Here is a 21,131-nt window from a genome sequence, read left to right as displayed (position 1 = left end):
TATTAAGCTATTAAGCTATTAAGCTATTAAGCTATTAAGCTATTAAGCTATTAAGCTATTAAGCTATTAAGCTATTAAGCTATTAAGCTATTAAGCTATTAAGCTATTAAGTTATTAAACTGTTAAACTATTAAACTATTAAACTGTTAAACTATTAAACTATTAAACTATTAAACTATTAAACTATTAAACTATTAAACTATTTAATATTCTTATTTTTCCTTTTTTATAGGTGTATGAGCATTAATAAAGCCAATTATTTTTCTCATTTTTCACTGATGGGTTTGTGATGGGCAGGTTTAAACTGTTATTAAAAATCATTTTTTAACCTCTGGTTTTAATCGGTATAATAAGATTTTAACCGTTGTTTTCACTACTTTTAATATCTGTTTTCTATTAAGTTTAATCATCATGGTATATTGTGTTTTACGTTTTATCAACGTTAATTATGCTCACTTTTTATCTTCCTGGCAATAAAAGGCCCAGAAGATGTCGCAGCGTAATACAGGCCTCCATAACACTCGCATAATCTGTATAACGGCTGTTCGAGGCGCACAGAAGGATGATCGCCAGAACGCTTCCTCCATCTGCAACTCTGGCCAGTGTCGCGGCCAGCGCATAACGTGCCAGTGCAGAACGTTAATGCTGCTAGGATTATGAAGTGTGAGCATGCTTACTCTCCCACACCGACGGATTTATTCCAGTCCCAGTGAGTTGATGACAGTTGAAATTTCAGCAACATGTTCGGCAGAAATGGGATGGATGGGACGCGGGAGACAGTCTCCGTCAGTCAGACCGAGCACGCCAGCCGCTGCGGCCATCACACGAATACTGCCGCCATGTTTTTGAAACAGCCGCCATAATGGCGTAAGCCGTTCCGTCAGGTGTGTGACCAACCCGTGATCCCCCCGGCAAGCTGCCGTAGTGATTTCCTTTGCGGTTTTTGGGAAAAGACCGCCACAAACGGAGTACCAGACCTCACAACCGGCGTTAAGCCCCAGGCCGGCAAAAGCATCACCACTGATACCGATCGTGACGTTTGCTGGCAACTTTTCTCGCAGATGGTTTACCCGGGCAAGTGCAGCCTCAGGGTGTACCGGAACTCCCGGGATTTTGACAGACTGAATACCGGGTAGTGTGGCTATACGCCCATGCAGTTCGTCCGAAAACTCAAAATGTGTTGTTCCCGGGTTGTCATAGATACAGACCGGTACCGAAGTATGTTGAGCTACCGTTTCAAACAGACCAAACACCTCATCGTCATTAAGCTTCTGATACGATACTGGTGGCAGCAGTAGCGCACTGGCGCCGACCTTCTGGGCATCATCCGTCAGGCGCAGGACCTCGTCCGTACTGATGGCGCCTACGCAGACCATCATGGGGATCTCACCGACATGTTCTTTCGCAAGCGAGGCGATGTGTTTTCGTTGTTCCCGGGTCAGATAGGCATAACTACCTGTCGAGCCCATAATCCCAACGGAATCTACCCCGGCAGCGGTGAGTCGGGTGAGAATATTGATAAACCCTGTTTGATCGAACCCTGATGGTGTAACGGGGGTCAACGGGAAGGCACTAAGTCCTGTGAACATATCATCTCCTGTCTATTATTTAATCCAGTCTTCTGGCGTCAGAGCCGGCACTCGTTCAAACTCCCTCGTATTGTTGGTGACCAGCACGGCTCCCACTGAAATGGCATGCCCGGCAATGGCTGCGTCGTTACCATCAATAAGGAACAGATGTTCGTATCCAGCATATATGTTCTTTTCATAACTTAATACGCCCTTCTTCCACAATATTCGGCTGTTCCGTTAAAAAGTCAGTGTCAGCTTTTTCTTGTTGCAAAAAGGAATTCCAACTGGGTTTAGCCGGTCGCAGAATAATGGTATTGCCTTCACTAATAATCTCCAATTCGTTCAATCCTTCGAAATCGAGGTCGCGAGGTAAACGTGTAGCCCGGTTATTACCATAGATTGAAAAACTGGTTTACAAGACTACCTGTCGTAAGGGATATCAGCAGGTGAGTAAATTTGGTTAATAAGGAAAATGGACCAAAACATTTTTGCTAATGGGAAAAACAAACCCCATTATTTTAAATGAGGTTTGTCAGCGACCGGAGACACAGCATTGCGCTGTGTCTTAGATGGAATTAGATCGATGTTCGCTAAAAATATTAATTTCTCAGTAACAGATAGATGTTTTCGTCACCGCGAAGAATGTTCAGCGCTATTACCGGGGGTTTAGAATCAATAACTTTGCGCAGTTCGTTAATGCTCTGTACCCGTTCATTATTGATCCCAACAATCAGGTCACTTTTCTGTAAACCAGACATCGCCGCAGGTGAGTTTTGCATGACGCTATCAATTTTCACACCGAGGGTTCCTTTCACTTCACCATTACTGAGAGTTGCGCCTTGCAGGGCAAGTGTTAGGTTTCCAGCTTTGGTAGTTTGACCTTCACTATTTTCCAGAATAACGGAAACTTCCATTGGTTTGCCTTTACGCAATAAGCCAATTTTAATTTCTTTACCTGGCACAGTCGTACCAATTTTGGCTTTCAGCTCAGCAAAGCTATTGATCTTTTTACCATCAACAGAAACCAGAATATCACCGGATTTAATGCCTGCTTTCGCTGCCGCGGATTTTGGCAATACTTCACTGACAAATGCACCGCGCTGGGCATCAATATTGAATGCTTTGGCAATATCGGCGTTCATTTCAGTACCTTTGATACCGAGAATACCGCGTTTGACTTCACCATGAGCGATAAGCTGTTCACTCAGGGTTTTTACCATATTACTCGGGATGGCAAAGCCGATACCGATGTTACCGCCGCCTGGAGCCAGAATTGCCGTGTTGATACCAATCAACTCGCCATTCAAATTAACCAGCGCGCCCCCGGAGTTACCTCGGTTTATAGAGGCATCGGTTTGGATAAAGTTTTCTAACCCTTCCAGATTCAGACCGCTGCGTCCTAACGCTGAGATAATTCCCGAGGTTGCAGTTTGACCAAGACCAAATGGATTACCCACCGCGACAGCAAAATCACCAACCTGGAGCTTATCGGAATCGGCTATTGTGATTGCCGTTAAATTCTTGGCATCTTTCAGTTGCAGCAAGGCGATATCAGTTTGAGCGTCGCGGCCTAACAGTTTAGCGTCATATTCACGTCCATCGTTCAGTTGCACACGGATTTTATCCGCATTCTCAATAACGTGATTGTTGGTCAATATATAACCTTTAGCGGCGTCAATGATGACACCTGAGCCAAGCCCCTGAAATGGGCGGGTACTTTCACGGCCCATTGGCAGATTCGGGCCAAAGAAGAACCTGAACTCTTCAGGTATACTCTGCTCCTGTTGTACTTGAGTACCGGAAACATGCACGCTGACAACTGCCGGCAATACTTTTTCAAGCATCGGTGCAAGGCTTGGCAACTCCTGACCGGCAATAGCAGCGGGCAACGCAGCGCTACTGATAGTAGGAACGGAAGCTATGGATAACCCAATACTGATTGCTAACGCACTAAGGAATAAGTTTTTTCTTTTCATCTAATTTCGTTCTCTTGTATATCTAAGCCAGAAGGCTAATAAGTTAATTCGGGCAAGTTGCCATGATTACTCTATGACTGTTAATTATTAAGTAAAGTTCATCTGGCAAACAGACTTTGCACGATTTTTTACAGGGATTTACATGATTGAAGAATAAAAAACAAAACTTTTTGCAGGTGGAAGAACAGATCTTGCATTTGGAATTAATGCTGTGGCACAAAACATGCCACAGCAGAAATATTTACTGGTTTTTTTCATTAACCGGACGGAACAGGCCGGAGGCGCCATCAGAGTAATCTCTTGGCGGCATTTTAACCGGAGCCTGATCATTATCTGCTTCTGATTCAGTCAGTCGATAATTGAATGGATTTTCTTGTACTGGCATATTCGGCATCAGCTCGTGGGAGCTTTTGACCATATGCTGATACAACTGACGATAATCGCGGGCCATATTATCGAGTAATTCTGCACTGTGGGCAAAATGGCCGACTAATTCTTTACGATACTCTTCTAGTTCTGATTTGTTATTCTCCAGTTCAGTTTGTAAGGCTCCCTGCTGGCGCAGCTTAGTGTTACCAAAGCGCATGACTAGCGCTCCGATAACAAAGCCAACTACTAATCCAATCAGTGCATACTCCCAAGTCATAGTTACTCCTTCATCAACATCGTTGTTCAGCAGAATGTTTCACTTAATTATCATCACTATAACCGTTAATCTAGCTAGAGTGGAATATTGATCATGATTTACATATTGTTTGTAGACTTTATTCTGAACCTTATTGTAGACAATTGATCCAGTGATAAGGTCAATCTGAATCATAAAAACGATAAAAAACGGGCAATTATTTTTTAAGGATTTTTTTGTCATGCCATCATTGATTATCCCTTCGTCATTCTATCAGAAAGCCCTTTCTAAGGGAGAATACCAGCCAGATGATATCCAACGTTGCGTCGTCGCTCAATTGGATGTTATTCACTACGCCCTGATTAGTATTTCTCCGGGCAATCCAGCGAAGCGAAAAAGCTTGAAAGAGCGCCTGAGTAAACTATTAGGCAAGCAGACTTCAACGACTTGTACGCCTGTTCAAGGGCTCTATATGTGGGGGGGGGTTGGCAGAGGGAAAACGTGGTTAATGGATATGTTTTACCGGAGTTTGCCGGGCGAAAGAAAACTGCGTTTGCATTTTCATCGCTTTATGCTGCGGGTGCATGAAGAATTAAAGGTGTTACAGGGGCATGAGGATCCGCTGGATATTGTGGCGGATGGTTTTAAAGCAGAAACCGATGTGCTCTGCTTTGATGAATTCTTTGTTTCTGATATTACGGATGCCATGATCCTTGGTACATTGTTGGAAGCTCTGTTTGTCAGGGGGATCACGTTGATTGCAACGTCCAATATTCCTCCTGATGAGCTCTACCGTAATGGTTTACAGCGAGTTCGTTTTTTACCTGCTATTGAGCAGATTAAAAAATATTGTGACGTAATGAATGTGGATTCAGGTATTGATTACCGGCTGCGTACTTTGACACAGGCTCATCTCTATTTCACACCGCTGAATGAAAATAATGAACGGGCTATGGATCGAATATTTATCCGTTTGGTTGGTAAATGCAGTGAGCAAGCACCGGTGTTGGAAATTAATCATCGGCAGATGCTGGCAATTCGCAGTGCTGATGGTGTATTGGCAATTGGATTTAAAGTCTTGTGTGAAGATGCCCGTAGTCAGGTGGACTACATTGTTTTATCAAAACGTTATCATACCGTTTTGTTATATCAGGTTCCGGCGATAATGCCTGGTAATGAAAATGCCGCCCGACGTTTCCTGGCGCTGGTTGATGAATTCTACGAGCGTCGGGTAAAACTGATAATTAATGCCGCGGTGCCGATGGAACAGATTTACCAAGGGGTTTTGCTGACTTTCGAATACCAGCGTTGCTTGTCTCGTTTGCAGGAAATGCAAAGCGAAGAATATCTGAAATTACCGCATTTGCCTTAATCTTGTGCTTATCCTGTATATTTCAGACTAAAGTTGAGTTTAAATAATTCAAATTGGGGTCGATTTTTATTTGTGACTTCTCTATAATCTTGCGACCCCACGTTACAGCAATGTTTTTTTTCCCAAAAAACTTGCATAGTGCCGGCATAGGCTATTCGAAGGGGTAGGTTTGCTGGACAAGAGTCGTGTGAACCTCGGCAGTTTATGAACCTTGAGTGTTCACCAACGTGTAACTTATTATTGGGTAAGCTTTAATGAAAACTTTTACAGCTAAACCAGAAACCGTAAAACGCGACTGGTATGTTGTTGACGCAGATGGCAAAACTTTGGGCCGTCTTGCAACTGAAGTGGCTCGTCGTCTACGCGGCAAGCATAAAGCGGAATACACTCCGCACGTTGATACCGGTGATTACATCATCATTGTTAACGCAGAAAAAGTTGCTGTAACCGGTAACAAGCGTTCTGATAAGATCTATTATCACCACACTGGTCACATCGGTGGTATCAAGCAAGCGACCTTTGAAGAGATGATTGCCCGCCGTCCTGAGCGTGTAATTGAAATCGCGGTTAAAGGCATGCTGCCAAAAGGGCCACTGGGCCGTGCAATGTACCGTAAACTGAAAGTTTACGCAGGTAGCGAGCACAACCATGCGGCACAGCAACCGCAAGTTCTGGACATTTAATCGGGATTATAGGCAATGGCTGAAAATCAATACTACGGCACTGGTCGCCGCAAAAGCTCTTCCGCACGTGTCTTTATTAAGCCAGGTAGCGGTAACATCGTAATCAACCAACGTAGCCTCGAAGTTTACTTTGGCCGCGAAACAGCACGCATGGTTGTTCGTCAGCCGCTTGAGCTGGTTGATATGTTGGACAAACTGGATCTGTACATCACTGTTAAAGGTGGTGGTATTTCTGGTCAGGCGGGTGCAATCCGTCACGGTATCACCCGTGCGCTGATGGCATACGACGAAACTCTGCGTTCTGATCTTCGTAAAGCTGGCTTCGTTACCCGCGACGCTCGTGAAGTTGAACGTAAGAAAGTGGGTCTGCGTAAAGCACGTCGCCGTCCACAATTCTCCAAACGTTAATTTTTTGCCTTTATGGCAACTACTTAATGTTCAAACCCGTCTTTATGGCGGGTTTTTTACTTAATTATCCATACACTTCCCCCAAAATGTACAAAATCTGGTAAACTAGTGCCAATTTTTGCCTCATCCATTATCTGCCTACTATCTGAACGATAGCCATTGTGTCGAGTAGCGCATTCCGTATTCACCGTTGCGGCGCAGAAACATAAGGGGTGAGAATGAATGAGTAGGAATAGTCGTTATAGCGTGGGACTATTCATTCCTTTTTTAGATAAACTTGGAGGTTTTCATGGCTGTCGCTGCCAACAAACGTTCGGTAATGACTCTGTTTTCAGGCCCGGCCGACATTTTTAGCCATCAAGTGCGAATTGTGCTGGCGGAAAAAGGTGTCAGTGTTGAAGTTGAACAGGTTGAGGCAGGTAATTTGCCACAGGACCTTATCGATCTGAACCCTTATCAGACAGTTCCGACTTTGGTTGACCGTGAGCTGACGCTGTATGATTCCCGCATCATTATGGAATATCTTGATGAGCGTTTTCCTCATCCGCCATTAATGCCAGTGTATCCGGTTGCCCGTGGCTCCAGCCGTTTGATGATGCACCGCATTGAGAGAGATTGGTATTCCCTGATGCACACTATTGAGAAAGGTAATTCTCAGGAAGCCAATGCTGCTCGTAAACGATTAGCAGAAGAATTGCTGGCAGTAGCGCCAATATTTAAAGAGATGCCATTCTTTATGAGTGAAGAATTCAGTTTGGTTGATTGTTATCTTGCCCCTTTACTATGGCGTTTACCTGAATTGGGTATAGAGTTACCAAGTTCTGGTACCAAAGATTTACAAATTTACATGCAGCGTGTCTTTGAACGTGATGCATTCCTGGCTTCATTAACCGAAGCTGAACGTGAAATGCGCTTGCAATCCAGGAACTGATTTATGGAGCTGTCTCAAATGTCTCCTCGTCGCCCTTATTTGTTGCGTGCTCATTATGAGTGGTTACTCGATAATGATATGACTCCATATCTGGTTGTAGACGTGACTTTACGTGGAGTAAATGTACCAATGGAATATGCCCGTGATGGGCAAATTGTGCTGAATATCGCGCCGAGAGCTGTTGGTAATCTTGAGTTAACTAATGATGAAGTACGCTTCAATGCCCGCTTTGGCGGTATGCCCCGTCAAATTAATGTACCAATGGTGGCGGTTATCGCTATTTATAGCCGTGAAAATGGGGCGGGAATGATGTTTGAGCCTGAAGCAGCTTATAAAGATGAATATCTTTTTGAACCCACTTCAGGGCATGATAAAGCCGGCGTTTCTGCGGTAGATAACCTAGTATTAGTTACGGATACCCTCCGCGATGTTGAAGGTAATAGTGGAGCTTCACCCGAGGATGAGCCACCAAAACCGACAAAAGGGCGTCCTGCTTTACGGGTAGTAAAGTAGGAAGATAAGCGCTAAAAAGGGGGCAACTCGCCTCCTTATTTTTTTAAATTTATTGATTAAAATTCCACATTGTAGGCTTTCTCTAGTTCCCAGAAACACTCTTCTACTCTGTTTTTATCTTCGTAGTTTGTGATAGACGCTAAACTCTTTCTGACTTTATTGACAAACTTTATTTTATTCTCTCTAGTTTCAAGTTCTGGCGGGATTGTACAGATATCAGCCAATGATATGTTGTTTTCTTTATCGGCAGTAGCAAGGACATCAACCGGATTATTAATTAATGCCATAGAGAGTGCGTAACGTATCTCTTTGGAAAAATCCAGATGTATACTTTGAGTTAATTTAAAAGCCAGTTTTATCCAGTCACGGTCACCAGTCGTAATTTTGTGAGTGATTTCTTGTCTGGCTCCTGTTTCCCCTAATTCTGCAACAACAGAGTTGATACCTCTATTGATAATCTCTTTATTAATATTATCGGGTGTAATGTTTCGTGACAACGCAAGCACCGGAAGACTAGTACCAGTAAGTAACGCCAAAGACAACAAAATTAGAGATTTAATTAATTTCATTAATGTTTCCAGGGTTTGTAGTTGAATAAGTATAGTGCCATATGATCTATGTGGTTGGTAAAATCCACTATAACAAGATGAAATATACCTAAATGTTAATTATGATAGCAGTAAGTACCGAGTGCTCATTAAATGCATTCACTCTTTATATAAAGATATTCCAACTAATATAAATTATCGAGATGATAATAGGAAGGTTTGGGAGCTGGAAAGCTCCCTTTGTTTAATTAGATATTGAGGTAATCGAGAATGCCCTGTGCAGCTTTACGCCCTTCGGCAATTGCGGTTACAACCAGATCTGAACCGCGAACGGCGTCTCCACCAGCAAATATCTGAGGATTGCTGGTTTGGAACGGAATATCTGAGAACTCAGGTGCAACGATACGCCCCTGTTTATCCAGCGCTATTTTATGATCATTTAACCAGCTCATTGTATGTGGTTTAAAACCAAATGCCATAATCACGGCATCCGCTTTGAGCAGATGTTCGGAGCCGGTGATAATTTCAGCTTGGCGGCGTCCATTTTCATCAGGTTGACCTAATTGGGTCCGTACCATTTTTATGCCACAAACTTGATCTGAACTGTTGATTTCAATGCTGAGAGGTTGCAGATTAAACAGAAATTCTACACCTTCTTCCCTGGCATTTTTCACTTCGCGGCGGGAGCCTGGCATGTTAACTTCATCACGGCGGTAAGCACAGGTAACTGAAGCCGCTTTTTGGCGAATAGACGTTCTGACGCAATCCATCGCTGTATCGCCACCACCGAGAACCACGACCCGTTTACCCTGCATATCAATGAAAGGTTGTGATTGCAGGGGAGGATACCCCATCAAGTGCCGGGTATTTGCAATCAAAAATGGCAGTGCATCATAAACGCCATCAGCATCTTCGTTTGCCAGTTCCCCGCGCATTGACTGATAGGTTCCTACACCGAGAAATACGGCATCAAACTGCTCTGTCAGTTCAGATAGGGCGATATCTTTGCCTATTTCAGTATTGAGCCGGAACTCAATTCCCATTTCAGAGAAAATTTTACGTCGGCGTACCATCACCTCTTTTTCCAGTTTAAACGCAGGTATGCCAAAAGTGAGTAATCCGCCTATTTCCGGGTGGCGATCAAAAACGACTGCTTGTACGCCATTACGGGCTAATACATCAGCACAGGCCAGCCCTGCGGGGCCTGCACCAATAATCGCAACTTGTTTGCCTGTTGGCTGAACTTGTGACATATCGGGCTTCCAGCCCATAGCAATCGCTTTATCGTTAATGTAGCGTTCGATATTACCAATAGTGACTGCACCAAACTCATCATTCAGGGTACAGGCGCCTTCACAAAGGCGATCCTGTGGACAAACGCGTCCGCAAACTTCCGGCAGGCTGTTTGTCTGATGGGATAAATCAGCGGCTTCCATGATGCGCCCTTCATTGGCAAGTTTAAGCCAATTGGGAATGTAGTTATGGACAGGACATTTCCATTCGCAATAAGGATTACCACAGGAAAGGCAGCGATCTGCCTGGGTTTGTGCCTGAATTGCTGAAAATGACTCATAGATTTCCACAAATTCTATTTTGCGGATCTTCAGTGGTTTTTTAGGCGGATCGACGCGTTGTAAGTCGATAAACTGATATACATTCTGGCTCATCTGGGCTCCTTATTGCGCTTGAATTCGCAACTCTGCGGAAGAACGACTGCGATGTCCCAGCAGGGCTTTAACATCACTGGATTTGGGTTTCACAAGTGCGAATTTGCCCAACCACTGTTGCCAGTTAGCAAGAATATCTTCACCGCGCTGGGAACCGGTCAGGAGAACGTGTTCAGTGATAAGTCCTCTCAAATGTTCTTCGTGGATAGCTAAGGCCTCTACTGCCAGTACTTCTACCAGCTCTGGGTTAACCCGTTTGCGGAAATCATCATTTTCATCCAGAACGTAGGCAAAGCCGCCGGTCATTCCTGCGCCAAAGTTTATTCCGGTGCGTCCGAGAATACAGACGATACCGCCTGTCATATATTCACAGCCATTATCTCCGATACCCTCTACAACGGTAATAGCACCTGAATTGCGAACAGCGAAGCGCTCTCCGGCTCGTCCAGCGGCGTATAGCTTGCCTCCGGTCGCTCCATACAGACATGTGTTGCCAATGATGGTTGCCTGATGGCTTTTGAAGGCAGAACCGACAGGAGAGTGTATTACGATGCGACCACCGGCCATACCTTTACCAACATAATCATTGGCATCACCGATAAGTGTCAGCTCCAGACCGCCAGCATTCCAGACACCAAAACTTTGACCGGCAGTACCATTGAAATGAATTTTTATTGGCGCAGCCGCGACGCCCTGATTACCATAGCGGGAAGCGATAAAGCCGGAAAGAGAAGCCCCGACTGAACGATCGGTATTACGGATATCAAAATAGAAAGTTTTACTTTGTTGGCTCTCAATATAATTGGAGGCTTGAGCTAATAAGTTTGTATTCAATGTGCCATGATCAAATGGCGGGTTATTTTCAGTGCAATATACTGTCTTGCCCTGATGGGGTTCAGCAGTTGTCAAAAGCGGCTCAAGATTTAATTTGCTCTGTTTTGCTGAAATACCTTCCAATACTTCCAGCAATTCAGTTCGACCTATTAAATCAGTCAGATTTCTGACGCCTAATTCCGCCATGATCTCTCTGGTTTCACGGGCGATAAAACGGAAGTAATTCATTACCCTCTCAGGCAATCCGTGGTAATGGTCGCGGCGTAATTTCTCATCTTGCGTTGCAACACCGGTCGCACAGTTATTCAGGTGGCAGATGCGTAGATATTTGCATCCAAGGGCAACCATGGGGCCGGTGCCGAAACCGAAACTTTCAGCACCAAGAATGGCCGCTTTGATAATGTCCACGCCTGTTTTCAATCCGCCATCTACCTGTAAACGGATCTTATGGCGCAACCCGTTGGCAACCAGAGCTTGTTGGGTTTCCACTAATCCCAATTCCCAGGGGCATCCGGCATATTTCACCGATGACAATGGACTGGCGCCAGTCCCGCCATCATAACCTGCGATAGTAATTAAATCGGCATAAGCTTTGGCAACACCCGTTGCAACCGTACCAACGCCTGGTTCTGAAACCAGTTTTACTGAGATCAGTGCATTGGGATTGATCTGTTTTAGATCGAAAATCAACTGAGCCAGATCTTCAATAGAGTAAATGTCGTGATGCGGTGGTGGAGAAATCAGTGTTACGCCTGGTACGGAATAACGTAGTTTTGCAATATACGGTGTGACCTTATCACCCGGTAATTGTCCGCCCTCTCCGGGTTTAGCACCTTGGGCCACTTTAACTTGAATCACATCAGCGTTGACCAGATAAGCGGGTGTTACACCGAACCGGCCGGAAGCAACTTGCTTGATACGGGAGACTTTTTTTGTACCATAACGTGTGGGATCTTCTCCTCCTTCACCGGAGTTGGAAAAGCCGCCTAATGTATTCATTGCTTCAGCTAGAGCTTCGTGTGCTTCAGGGCTTAATGCGCCAATCGACATCGCGGCAGTATCAAAGCGTTTAAACAGCGCTTCGGCGGGTTCCACTTCTTCAATGGGGATAGATTCATCTTTTGTCTTTATCGCCAGCAAATCACGGATTGTGGTCACTGGGCGCTGATTAACTAAGCGGCTATATTTCAAATAATCGTTGTATTCGCCACTGTGAACCGCAGATTGCAGAGTGCTTATGACATCCGGGTTATAAGCGTGGTATTCACCGTTATGCACATATTTCAGTAACCCTCCCTGATCAACTGGATGGCGGGGAAGCCATGCTCTTTTGGATAGGTTTCGCAGATCCTGTTCAAAATCGCTGAAGTTAGCGCCACCAATCCGGCTGACAACGCCATTGAAGCAAAGCTCAGTTAATTCAGAATGTAAGCCGACAGCTTCAAACAGTTTAGAGCAACGATAGGAGGCGATAGTCGAGATGCCCATTTTCGACATGATTTTATATAGCCCTTTATTGATGCCATTGCGGTAATTGAGCATGACATCAGCATAGGGTTTATTAATCGTGCCATTATCGACCATTTTGGCCAGTGATTCGTAAGCCAGATAGGGATAGATAGCGGTTGCGCCAAACCCCAATAGCACAGTGAAGTGATGTGGATCACGGGCACTCGCGGTTTCTACTATCAGGTTGGTATCACAGCGCAGGCTTTTTTCTACCAAACGGTGCTGAATGGCCCCGACAGCCATAGGAGCCGGTATGGGTAACTTCTCCGGCGTAATATTGCGGTCAGATAATACCAGCAATACTGCACCATCTCTGGCGAGTTGTTCAGCCTGGTCACACAATACAAACAGCGCATTTTGCAGATGAGTTTCCTGCGGATTGAAAGTTAAGTCTAAACGTTCTGCACGATAGTGCGGACTCTGTTGTGTTGTTAATTGATGAAAATCAGAGTAGAGCAGAATAGGGGATTTAAAACTTAACCGATGCGCCTGTCCTTCAGCTTCACAAAATACGTTCATCTCCCGTCCAATACAGGTGGTGAGAGACATAACGTGCGCTTCGCGTAGTGGATCAATTGGTGGATTAGTGACTTGAGCGAATTGCTGACGGAAATAGTCATAAATAATCCGTGGGCGGATGGAAAGTACAGCAAACGGCGTATCATCACCCATTGACCCCGTCGCTTCCTGACCATTCTCTCCCAGGACCCGGATAATTTGATCCAGTTCTTCATTACTGTAGGCAAATTGTTTTTGATAAACCGCCAGTGATTGATCGTTCAGATCCCGGTGACCCGCCTGATCTTCCAGTAATTCTTCAAATGGGATCAGGCGCTTGACGTTTTTATCCATCCATTCTTTATAGGGATGGCGGCTTTTCAGGTCATTGTCTGTTTCTTCTGCATGAAGGATACGGCCTTGGCGGGTATCAATCACCATGAGTTCGCCGGGGCCGACTCGTCCCTTTTCCACTACTTCGTCGGGCTGATAATCCCAGATGCCGACTTCGGAAGCACAAGTGATCAGTTTGTCTTTAGTGATGACATAGCGTGCCGGGCGTAAACCATTACGATCCAGATTACAGGCGGCATAGCGGCCATCTGACATGACGATACCGGCGGGACCATCCCAGGGTTCCATGTGCATAGAGTTGAAATCAAAGAAAGCGCGCAGATCCTCATCCATATCAGGATTGTTCTGCCATGCCGGCGGGACCAACAACCGCATAGCACGGATTAAATCCATTCCGCCATTGAGAAACAGCTCCAGCATATTATCCAGCGAGCTGGAGTCTGATCCTGTTTCGTTGACAAAAGGAGCGGCAGATTGCAGATCAGGTATAAGCGGTGTTTTGAATTTATAGGCTCTTGCCCGTGCCCACTGGCGGTTACCGGTGATGGTATTTATTTCACCATTATGAGCGAGATAGCGGAAAGGCTGCGCCAATGGCCAACGTGGGACGGTATTGGTTGAGAAACGCTGGTGGAACAGGCAGATTGCTGATTCCAATCGTAAATCAGCCAGATCAGGATAGAAACGGGGCAAATCTGCCGCCATGCACAGCCCTTTATAGATAGTTACCAGATTGGATAAACTACAAACATAAAAATCACTGTCGCTGATGCGTTTTTCTATCCGGCGGCGGGCAACGAATAAACGGCGTTCTAAATCACGGGCACGCCAGCCAGCAGGAGCATTAACAAAAATCTGTTCGATACGGGGGAGGCTGGAAAGGGCTATTTCGCCGAGAATATCACTGTTGGTTGGTACTTCACGCCAGCCAACGACTGACAGCGTTTCATTTTGCAGCTCCTGTTCGACTATTTCCCGGCAGTTTTGAGCAATCTGAGGGTCCTGGCTGAGAAATAGCATACCGACTGCATAATTGCGGGCTAGACGCCATTCGTACTCCTGTGCGACCATCCGAAAAAAACGGTCGGGTTTTTGCAGCAATAAACCGCAACCATCGCCGGTTTTACCATCCGCCAGGATTGCGCCGCGATGTTGCATTCGTGCCAGTGCATGGATAGCGGTACGGACTACTTTGTGGCTTGGCTCCCCTTCAATATGGGCTATCAGTCCAAAGCCACAGTTATCCTTTTCTTGAGATTTGTTATATAGCATAGTGTGAACCTCCCCAGGTTCTGTCCGACTCTCACAGAAACTCACAGAAATTTGTGAGATTAATATTTTTACAGGCGTCTGAATTGCGCCCTCAATCAACCGCCACCTGTCTATTTGCTATGAACAGGCGGTACTGAAAATAGTATTGCGTCACTGCATAATTATGGTTCAGATGAGGATCTGACGGATGGTTTCTAGTGACTTCCCAAGTTAACGAGAAATGTAGATCAGGTCAAATATAGCCGGGATAAGATAAATATAGGCAAAAAATAGAGTTAATTACATGATTCATAAATAAAAAAATTAATACGGAAGTTGTGTGATATAGATCATGTTAGGATTTTAATGTGAGTTATATCACTAATATTATGGTGATATCTATTTTATATATGCTGTTAAATGTTTGTTTGTTGGATTTAAATTCTGATAAATGCAAACTAAATAGAATTAATATATATTTTTATTTCTTTATAAGAATAAAGTTTTATCTTTTTGTGGTTATCGACAGAGTGAAAAAGAATTTTATGCCTATTTTGTCAATGGATTTGATTATTTATTCATGATTGGATTGTGCGAAAAGACCGGCAAGGGTAAAAAGCCAGAATAATGTTTGGGTCGTCATAATCAAAACCATTAAATAATACTATTGTTTTACCCGATCAACAATTTCTGTATTCCTTCAACGAAGCAGCGGGCTTTTTACGGTATGATTTGGATTGGTCATATTTAACGGGAGTCTTTATGAAATGAAGCTGCTTAGGGGCCTGGCCCAATATTATGTTGATTTAATGATGAAATTGGGGTTAGTACGCTTCTCATTACTGCTTGCATCTGCGTTAGTTGTTCTTGCTATGGGCGTGCAGATGGTCGTCACTTTTCTGCTTCAGGGAGGAGTGCAAAGTATTGATTTAGTTCGCTCAATTTTTTTTGGTTTGTTGATTACTCCCTGGGCGGTCTATTTCCTTTCGGTTGTTGTTGAACAGCTTGAAGAATCCCGCCAACGATTATCCAAATTAGTTGAAAAATTAGAAGTGATGCGTCAGCGTGATCGGGAACTTAATCAGCAACTAAAAGACAATATCATCAAGCTGAATCAGGAGATCTCAGAAAGAGAAAAAGCTGAACAGGCGCATCTGATATTGCTGGATAAACTAAAAGAAGAGATGAAGCACCGTGAGCAGACTCAGATTGAATTGGAACAGCAATCTGTATTGCTGAAGTCTTTTCTCGATGCTTCTCCTGATTTGGTCTATTACCGTAATGAAGATAATGAGTTCTCTGGTTGTAACCGGGCGATGGAATTGCTGACGGGTAAAAGCCAGAAACAACTTGTCGGATTAACGCCAAATGATGTTTATGACAAAGAAGTTGCCCGCAAGGTGATGAAAACGGATGAAAAAGTGTTCCGCCATAATGTTGCCCTGACTTATGAACAATGGCTGGTTTATCCCGATGGACGAAAAGCCTGTTTTGAACTTCGGAAAGTTCCTTTTTATGATCGGGTAGGGAAAAGACATGGGCTTATGGGGTTTGGGCGCGATATAACGGAGCGTAAGCGTTATCAGGACGCTTTGGAGAATGCGAGCAGGGATAAGACAACTTTTATCTCAACGATTAGTCATGAGCTTCGTACGCCTTTAAATGGCATTGTTGGTTTGAGTCGTATTCTGCTCGATACTGAACTGACTTCTGAACAAAATAAATATCTGAAAACGATTCATGTCAGTGCTATCACGCTTGGTAATATTTTCAATGACATTATTGAAATGGACAAAATTGAGCGGCGTAAAGTACAGCTTGATAATCAGCTCATTGATTTTACCGGTTTTATGTCCGATCTGGAAAATCTCTCCGGGCTGCTGGTGCAGCCGAAAGGGATTAAATTTGTGATGGACCCCGAACTGCCATTACCTGCCAAAATCATGACAGATGGTACCCGCTTGCGCCAAATTCTGTGGAACTTAATTGGCAATGCAGTGAAGTTTACTCAAAAAGGCGAGATTAATGTTCGAATCTGGTATGAAAAGGGTGAACGCTTGTTGTTTGAAGTCACGGATACGGGGATTGGTATTCCACTTGATGAACAAGATAAGATCTTTGCGATGTATTATCAGGTGAAAGGCAGTCATGGCGGTTGTCCGGCAACGGGAACCGGTATTGGGCTGGCTGTATCCAAACGTTTAGCTCAAAGTATGGGAGGCGATATTTTGGTGGAAAGTGAGCCGGGACAAGGTTCTCGATTTACACTCTCTATTATTGCTCCTGCTATGGAAGAGAGCCTGCCATGCAAAGAAGATACAGAAGATTGCCCACTTCCAGCTTTGCATATTTTGCTGGTAGAAGATATTGAGCTGAATGTGATCGTTGCTCGTTCAGTATTGGAAAAACTGGGTAATAGCGTAGAAGTCGTGATGAATGGTAAGGATGCTCTGGCGGTGTTCAAGCCAGGGGAGTTCGATCTGGTACTGCTTGATATTCAACTGCCTGATATGACCGGATTAGACATCTCCCGGGAATTACGTAAGCGATACGCTAAAAAGGATCTGCCCCCACTTATTGCATTGACAGCAAATGTCTTAAAGGACAAAAAAGAATATCTGGATGCAGGCATGAATGGTGTGTTGAGTAAGCCGCTGTCTGTGAATGCCTTAATTGCCATTATTGAACAATTCTGGGGAGAACAGTCTGTGCATCATATGAAGCTGGAAGAAGAGGAGTCAGGATTGATGAAAGATGAAGATTTACTTGATACAGAAATGCTTAATCAGTACATCGAGTTGGTTGGACCTCAACTGATTCATGATAGCCTGAATGTGTTTGAGAAGATGATGCCGGGATACCTGTCTGTGTTGGAGTCGAACATGACAGCTAAAGACCAGAAAGGCATCACCGAGGAAGCACATAAGATAAAAGGTGCGGCGGGGTCGGTTGGATTACGTCATTTACAACAATTGGCTCAACAGATTCAATCACCTGATTTACCTGCATGGTGGGATAATGTTCAGGAATGGGTTGATGAGTTAAAGCAAGAATGGAGAAACGATACGGAAATTTTGAGGGAATGGTTGGCAGGCGCTGAAAAAAAATAACCCCAACCGAGGTTGGGGTGCGCGAATACTGCGCCAACACCAGGGAAAACTTTTTACCCGCCTTTCTGATGCATCTTTGTTGCGGCGAGTAAATGGGGAATTCTCCGTACATCATACAAGTACCAACATAGCAAAGATAAGATTTTTTGTTACAAGATTCATTAAAATCTGTGATGAAGATTGGTGTTTAACCCCCTAAAGGGTTAAGCAATAATCTACTACAAATGGAGTGAGCTATGAAATCAGTTGCGGTTGTCTTAAGTGGATGTGGTGTATTCGATGGTAGTGAAATTCATGAATCAGTATTAACTATGCTTTCTTTAGACCGTTTAGGTGCTAAGGTGAGCTTTTTGGCGCCTGATGAGCCACAACTTCATGTTATTAATCATATTAGCGGTGAAGAAACTGGTGAAGAACGCAACGTTTTACAGGAGTCAGCCCGTATTTCAAGGGGAAAAATCAAGTCTTTGTCACAAGCAAATGCAGATGAGTTTGATGCCCTGATCATTCCTGGGGGATTTGGTGTTGCAAAGAATTTATGTGATTTTGCTGTTAAGACAATTGACTGCGAAATAAATAAAGATTTATTAAGTTTAGTGAGGGATATGCATAAACAACATAAACCGATGGGATTTATCTGTATTGCACCGGTTATGTTGCCAAAACTACTTAATACACCGGTGGAACTAACTATTGGCAATGATCCTGAAACGGTTGCTCAAGTGGAGGCGATGGGAGGCGTTCACGTTGTTTGCAAGGTAAATGATATTGTTGTTGATTTGGAAAACAAAATTGTTACAACTCCAGCCTACATGCTTGCTGAATCTATTTCTCAGGCTGAGGAGGGAATTGATAAACTTGTCAGAAAAGTATTGGAAATGACTGAGTAATTGGATGAGTAATCCTTTGCAATTTTTATGGTGCTGGCTTAAAAAAATCGTAATCTCAGTTATTATCTTATGGATAGTTTCTGTTGCTGCATTTTCATTTTTGCCAGTGCCATTTTCTATGATTATGGTTGAGCGTCAAATTAATGCTTGGTTATCAGTTAATTTTTCTTATGTATCTCGTTCTGACTGGGTAGGGCATGAACAAATATCGCCAAATATCGCATTGGCTGTTATTGCTGCTGAAGATCAAAAATTTCCACAGCATTGGGGATTTGACTTTGATGCTATTGAAAATGCCCTTGAGCATAATCAAAATAACTCTGGCAGGTTGAGGGGGGCTTCAACGATTTCTCAGCAAACGGCCAAAAATTTATTTTTGTGGGATGGGCGTAGTTGGTTGAGAAAAGGATTGGAAGCTGGAATGACCTTTGCCATTGAATTGGCATGGTCAAAAAGCCGAATTCTGACGGTTTATCTTAATATTGTAGAATTTGGTGATGGTATTTTTGGTGTTGAAGAGGCATCCAGACACTATTTTCATAAATCAGCCAGTAAATTGACTGCATCAGAAGCTGCTTTACTCGCTGCTGTATTGCCTAACCCGCACCGTTATAAAGTTAACGCACCTTCGGCATATGTTTTACAGCGTCAACAATGGATTTTGCGACAAATGCGGTTGTTGGGCGGGGTGAATTATCTTAAGAAAAACGAGTTATTGAAAAATAATTGAGGGAAGAATGGCAGATTGATGGTGCTATCCCCCTCAGTAATATGCTTAATTCAGATAAGTAAACGCAGTTGTTACCCGCTTAACACCATCAGTTTCGCTGGCAATTTTCGCTGCGGCGTTACCTTCTTGTTTAGTTAGAATGCCCAGCAAAAAGACCTCACCATTTTCTGTAACGACTTTTATGTTGGAAGACTTAACAGAATCACTGGCCAGAATTTTTGAGCGTACTTTAGTAGTAATCCAGGTATCTTTAGAAGCTGTACTTAATTCAACAGGTTTCCCCTGACGAATTTCATTGTACACAACATGAGCGCCATCAACCCGCGACGCTATCTGTTTTGCTCGGTCTGAAAGGCTTGAGTCTGGGCTTTGGCCTGTTAGCAAAACTTTCCCTTGATAGGCGGTGGTAATAACACGGATACGCTCTTTGATCTGCTTATCTTTGTTAAGTGCATTACTGACACGTGCTTCTAGCGTACCATCGTCAACCTGTTGACCAATAGTACGGGGATCGGTTGCGGTTTTAGTTGCTACAGCGGCAGAACCTACAACAGCTGCGCCAATACAGCCTTGTAACATTACTACGGCACAAACCGTAGCTAATAGGGAGAGAAATCGCATTATTGGCTCCTTAGTCATCCTGATGGGGAAAGAGTGTATTATCGATTAAGTCACACAGGCAGTTAACTGTCAGCATATGCACTTCCTGAATTCGGGTGCTGCGATGAGATGGAATACGAATTTCCACATCTTGTGGCCCTAACAAGCCAGCAAGTTCACCACCATCATAGCCGGTAAGGGCGACAATCGTCATATCGCGGGTTACAGCCGCTTCAACGGCTTTAATAATATCCCGGCTATTTCCATGAGTGGAAATAGCCAATAACACATCGCCTGGCTGACCTAATGCCCGTACCTGTTTAGCGTAAATTTCATCATGTTGTTTACTGCTTGAAATCGCTGTTATTACCACATTGTCTGCGTTAAGTGATAATGCTGGCAGACTCGGGCGTTCAGTTTCAAACCGGTTGATCATATTGGCAGCAAACCGCTGGGCAGTTGCAGCAGAGCCGCCATTACCACAGCAAAGGATTTTGTTACCGTTCAGCAATGACTGAACCATCATTATTGCAGCCCGGGAGATCGCATCAGGTAATGCCTCTGCGGCTGCAATCTGAGTTTGAATACTTTCTGTAAAACAGACTTTAATTCTATCCAGCACGTTTATAACCTACCCAGTATCATTTTAGTGAGCGAACCCATTTTGATTGAAAGCATTTGGCAACCATACAAATTGTTGACCAGTAATAGCACAAATATCAAAGCGACAAGAAGTGGTTTCAAAACATTCACCTCGTTGAAACAGCCATACTGCGGCAGCGTGTAATAATTTTTTACGCTTGCTGCGGGTCACTGTCGCCAGTGCATCACCATATTGCTCTTGTTTGCGAAAACGGACTTCAATAAAAACCCAAGTCTGTTTGTCTTTCATAATCAGGTCAATTTCACCGCCATGAACTTTCACATTCGCAGCGATAAAAATTAGCCCCTGTTTTTGTAAAAACAACTTTGCCTGTGTTTCATAGTTACGTCCCAGTAAATAACTTGTTGGCTTTTTTATTTTCATCCTGAAAAGAGTTATTTGAATTTAATTGCCGCCT

Annotated in this window: 18 protein-coding genes and 1 pseudogene; 8 read left to right on the top strand and 11 right to left on the bottom strand. The window is 43.9% G+C overall.

What is annotated here, in order from left to right; translation table 11 throughout:
- Positions 1-695: 695 nt before the first annotated feature.
- The 5 genes and pseudogenes from ABR397_RS08915 to zapG form a co-directional block, all read right to left on the bottom strand.
- Positions 696-1,589 carry a dihydrodipicolinate synthase family protein gene (locus tag ABR397_RS08915; RefSeq protein ID WP_350305424.1) on the bottom strand — a complete coding sequence of 298 codons (894 nt, stop codon included), beginning with the start codon at positions 1,587-1,589 and terminating at the stop codon, positions 696-698.
- Positions 1,590-1,604: 15 nt separating this feature from the next.
- Positions 1,605-1,727 (bottom strand): annotated as a pseudogene (locus tag ABR397_RS08910) (VapC toxin family PIN domain ribonuclease); the annotation flags it as partial.
- Positions 1,728-1,764: 37 nt separating this feature from the next.
- Positions 1,765-1,971, bottom strand: a complete 207-nt coding sequence (gene vapB / locus ABR397_RS08905) for a type II toxin-antitoxin system VapB family antitoxin (protein ID WP_350305430.1) — start codon at positions 1,969-1,971, stop codon at positions 1,765-1,767.
- Positions 1,972-2,170: 199 nt separating this feature from the next.
- On the bottom strand, positions 2,171-3,547 hold the full coding sequence (degQ, locus tag ABR397_RS08900) for a serine endoprotease DegQ (protein ID WP_350305423.1): 1,377 nt from the start codon (positions 3,545-3,547) through the stop codon (positions 2,171-2,173).
- Positions 3,548-3,788: 241 nt separating this feature from the next.
- Complete coding sequence (gene zapG / locus ABR397_RS08895; protein ID WP_350305422.1) at positions 3,789-4,193, bottom strand: Z-ring associated protein ZapG; 405 nt, start codon at positions 4,191-4,193, stop codon at positions 3,789-3,791.
- Positions 4,194-4,413: 220 nt separating this feature from the next.
- Between zapG and zapE the strand changes: the two genes are divergently transcribed.
- The 5 genes from zapE (at position 4,414) to sspB (ending at position 8,079) form a co-directional block, all read left to right on the top strand.
- Positions 4,414-5,544, top strand: coding sequence for a cell division protein ZapE (gene zapE / locus ABR397_RS08890; protein WP_350305421.1), 1,131 nt, complete (start codon positions 4,414-4,416; stop codon positions 5,542-5,544).
- Between the two features lie 254 nt (positions 5,545-5,798).
- Complete coding sequence (gene rplM, locus ABR397_RS08885; RefSeq protein ID WP_011148147.1) at positions 5,799-6,227, top strand: 50S ribosomal protein L13; 429 nt, start codon at positions 5,799-5,801, stop codon at positions 6,225-6,227.
- Between the two features lie 15 nt (positions 6,228-6,242).
- The gene (rpsI, locus tag ABR397_RS08880; RefSeq protein WP_021323578.1) at positions 6,243-6,635 is read left to right on the top strand and encodes a 30S ribosomal protein S9; all 393 of its coding nucleotides are present in this window, start codon (positions 6,243-6,245) and stop codon (positions 6,633-6,635) included.
- A gap of 289 nt (positions 6,636-6,924) precedes the next feature.
- Positions 6,925-7,566 carry a stringent starvation protein SspA gene (gene sspA, locus ABR397_RS08875; RefSeq protein WP_350305420.1) on the top strand — a complete coding sequence of 214 codons (642 nt, stop codon included), beginning with the start codon at positions 6,925-6,927 and terminating at the stop codon, positions 7,564-7,566.
- Positions 7,567-7,569: 3 nt separating this feature from the next.
- Positions 7,570-8,079, top strand: a complete 510-nt coding sequence (gene sspB / locus ABR397_RS08870) for a ClpXP protease specificity-enhancing factor (RefSeq protein WP_350305419.1) — start codon at positions 7,570-7,572, stop codon at positions 8,077-8,079.
- A 56-nt stretch (positions 8,080-8,135) separates the two neighbouring features.
- Here sspB and ABR397_RS08865 read toward each other — a convergent pair whose 3' ends face one another.
- The 3 genes from ABR397_RS08865 to gltB form a co-directional block, all read right to left on the bottom strand.
- The gene (locus tag ABR397_RS08865) at positions 8,136-8,648 is read right to left on the bottom strand and encodes a hypothetical protein (protein ID WP_350305418.1); all 513 of its coding nucleotides are present in this window, start codon (positions 8,646-8,648) and stop codon (positions 8,136-8,138) included.
- 227 nt (positions 8,649-8,875) lie between these two features.
- Complete coding sequence (locus tag ABR397_RS08860; protein WP_350305417.1) at positions 8,876-10,294, bottom strand: glutamate synthase small subunit; 1,419 nt, start codon at positions 10,292-10,294, stop codon at positions 8,876-8,878.
- Positions 10,295-10,303: 9 nt separating this feature from the next.
- A complete protein-coding gene (gltB, locus tag ABR397_RS08855; RefSeq protein ID WP_350305416.1) occupies positions 10,304-14,761 on the bottom strand; it encodes a glutamate synthase large subunit in 4,458 nt (1,485 codons plus the stop codon).
- Positions 14,762-15,507: 746 nt separating this feature from the next.
- On the opposite strand from gltB, the gene arcB reads away from it, so the two are divergent.
- The 3 genes from arcB (at position 15,508) to mtgA (ending at position 19,470) form a co-directional block, all read left to right on the top strand.
- Positions 15,508-17,850 carry an aerobic respiration two-component sensor histidine kinase ArcB gene (gene arcB, locus ABR397_RS08850; RefSeq protein ID WP_350305415.1) on the top strand — a complete coding sequence of 781 codons (2,343 nt, stop codon included), beginning with the start codon at positions 15,508-15,510 and terminating at the stop codon, positions 17,848-17,850.
- A gap of 236 nt (positions 17,851-18,086) precedes the next feature.
- A complete protein-coding gene (elbB, locus tag ABR397_RS08845; protein WP_350305414.1) occupies positions 18,087-18,740 on the top strand; it encodes an isoprenoid biosynthesis glyoxalase ElbB in 654 nt (217 codons plus the stop codon).
- A 4-nt stretch (positions 18,741-18,744) separates the two neighbouring features.
- Entirely contained in the window at positions 18,745-19,470 is a 726-nt protein-coding gene (gene mtgA / locus ABR397_RS08840; RefSeq protein ID WP_350305413.1) for a monofunctional biosynthetic peptidoglycan transglycosylase, read from the top strand.
- Positions 19,471-19,515: 45 nt separating this feature from the next.
- On the opposite strand, the gene dolP is transcribed toward mtgA, so the two are convergent.
- The 3 genes from dolP to ABR397_RS08825 are packed head-to-tail and all read right to left on the bottom strand — an operon-like array spanning position 19,516 to position 21,097.
- Entirely contained in the window at positions 19,516-20,091 is a 576-nt protein-coding gene (gene dolP / locus ABR397_RS08835) for a division/outer membrane stress-associated lipid-binding lipoprotein (RefSeq protein ID WP_046975307.1), read from the bottom strand.
- Between the two features lie 10 nt (positions 20,092-20,101).
- Entirely contained in the window at positions 20,102-20,692 is a 591-nt protein-coding gene (gene diaA / locus ABR397_RS08830) for a DnaA initiator-associating protein DiaA (protein ID WP_350305412.1), read from the bottom strand.
- Between the two features lie 24 nt (positions 20,693-20,716).
- Positions 20,717-21,097, bottom strand: coding sequence for a YraN family protein (locus tag ABR397_RS08825; RefSeq protein WP_350305411.1), 381 nt, complete (start codon positions 21,095-21,097; stop codon positions 20,717-20,719).
- Between the last annotated feature and the right edge of the window lie 34 nt (positions 21,098-21,131).

Source organism: Photorhabdus viridis, assembly GCF_040256935.1.
GTDB classification, from domain to species: Bacteria; Pseudomonadota; Gammaproteobacteria; order Enterobacterales; family Enterobacteriaceae; genus Photorhabdus; species Photorhabdus viridis.
This window is presented reverse-complemented; position numbering and strand designations above follow the sequence as displayed.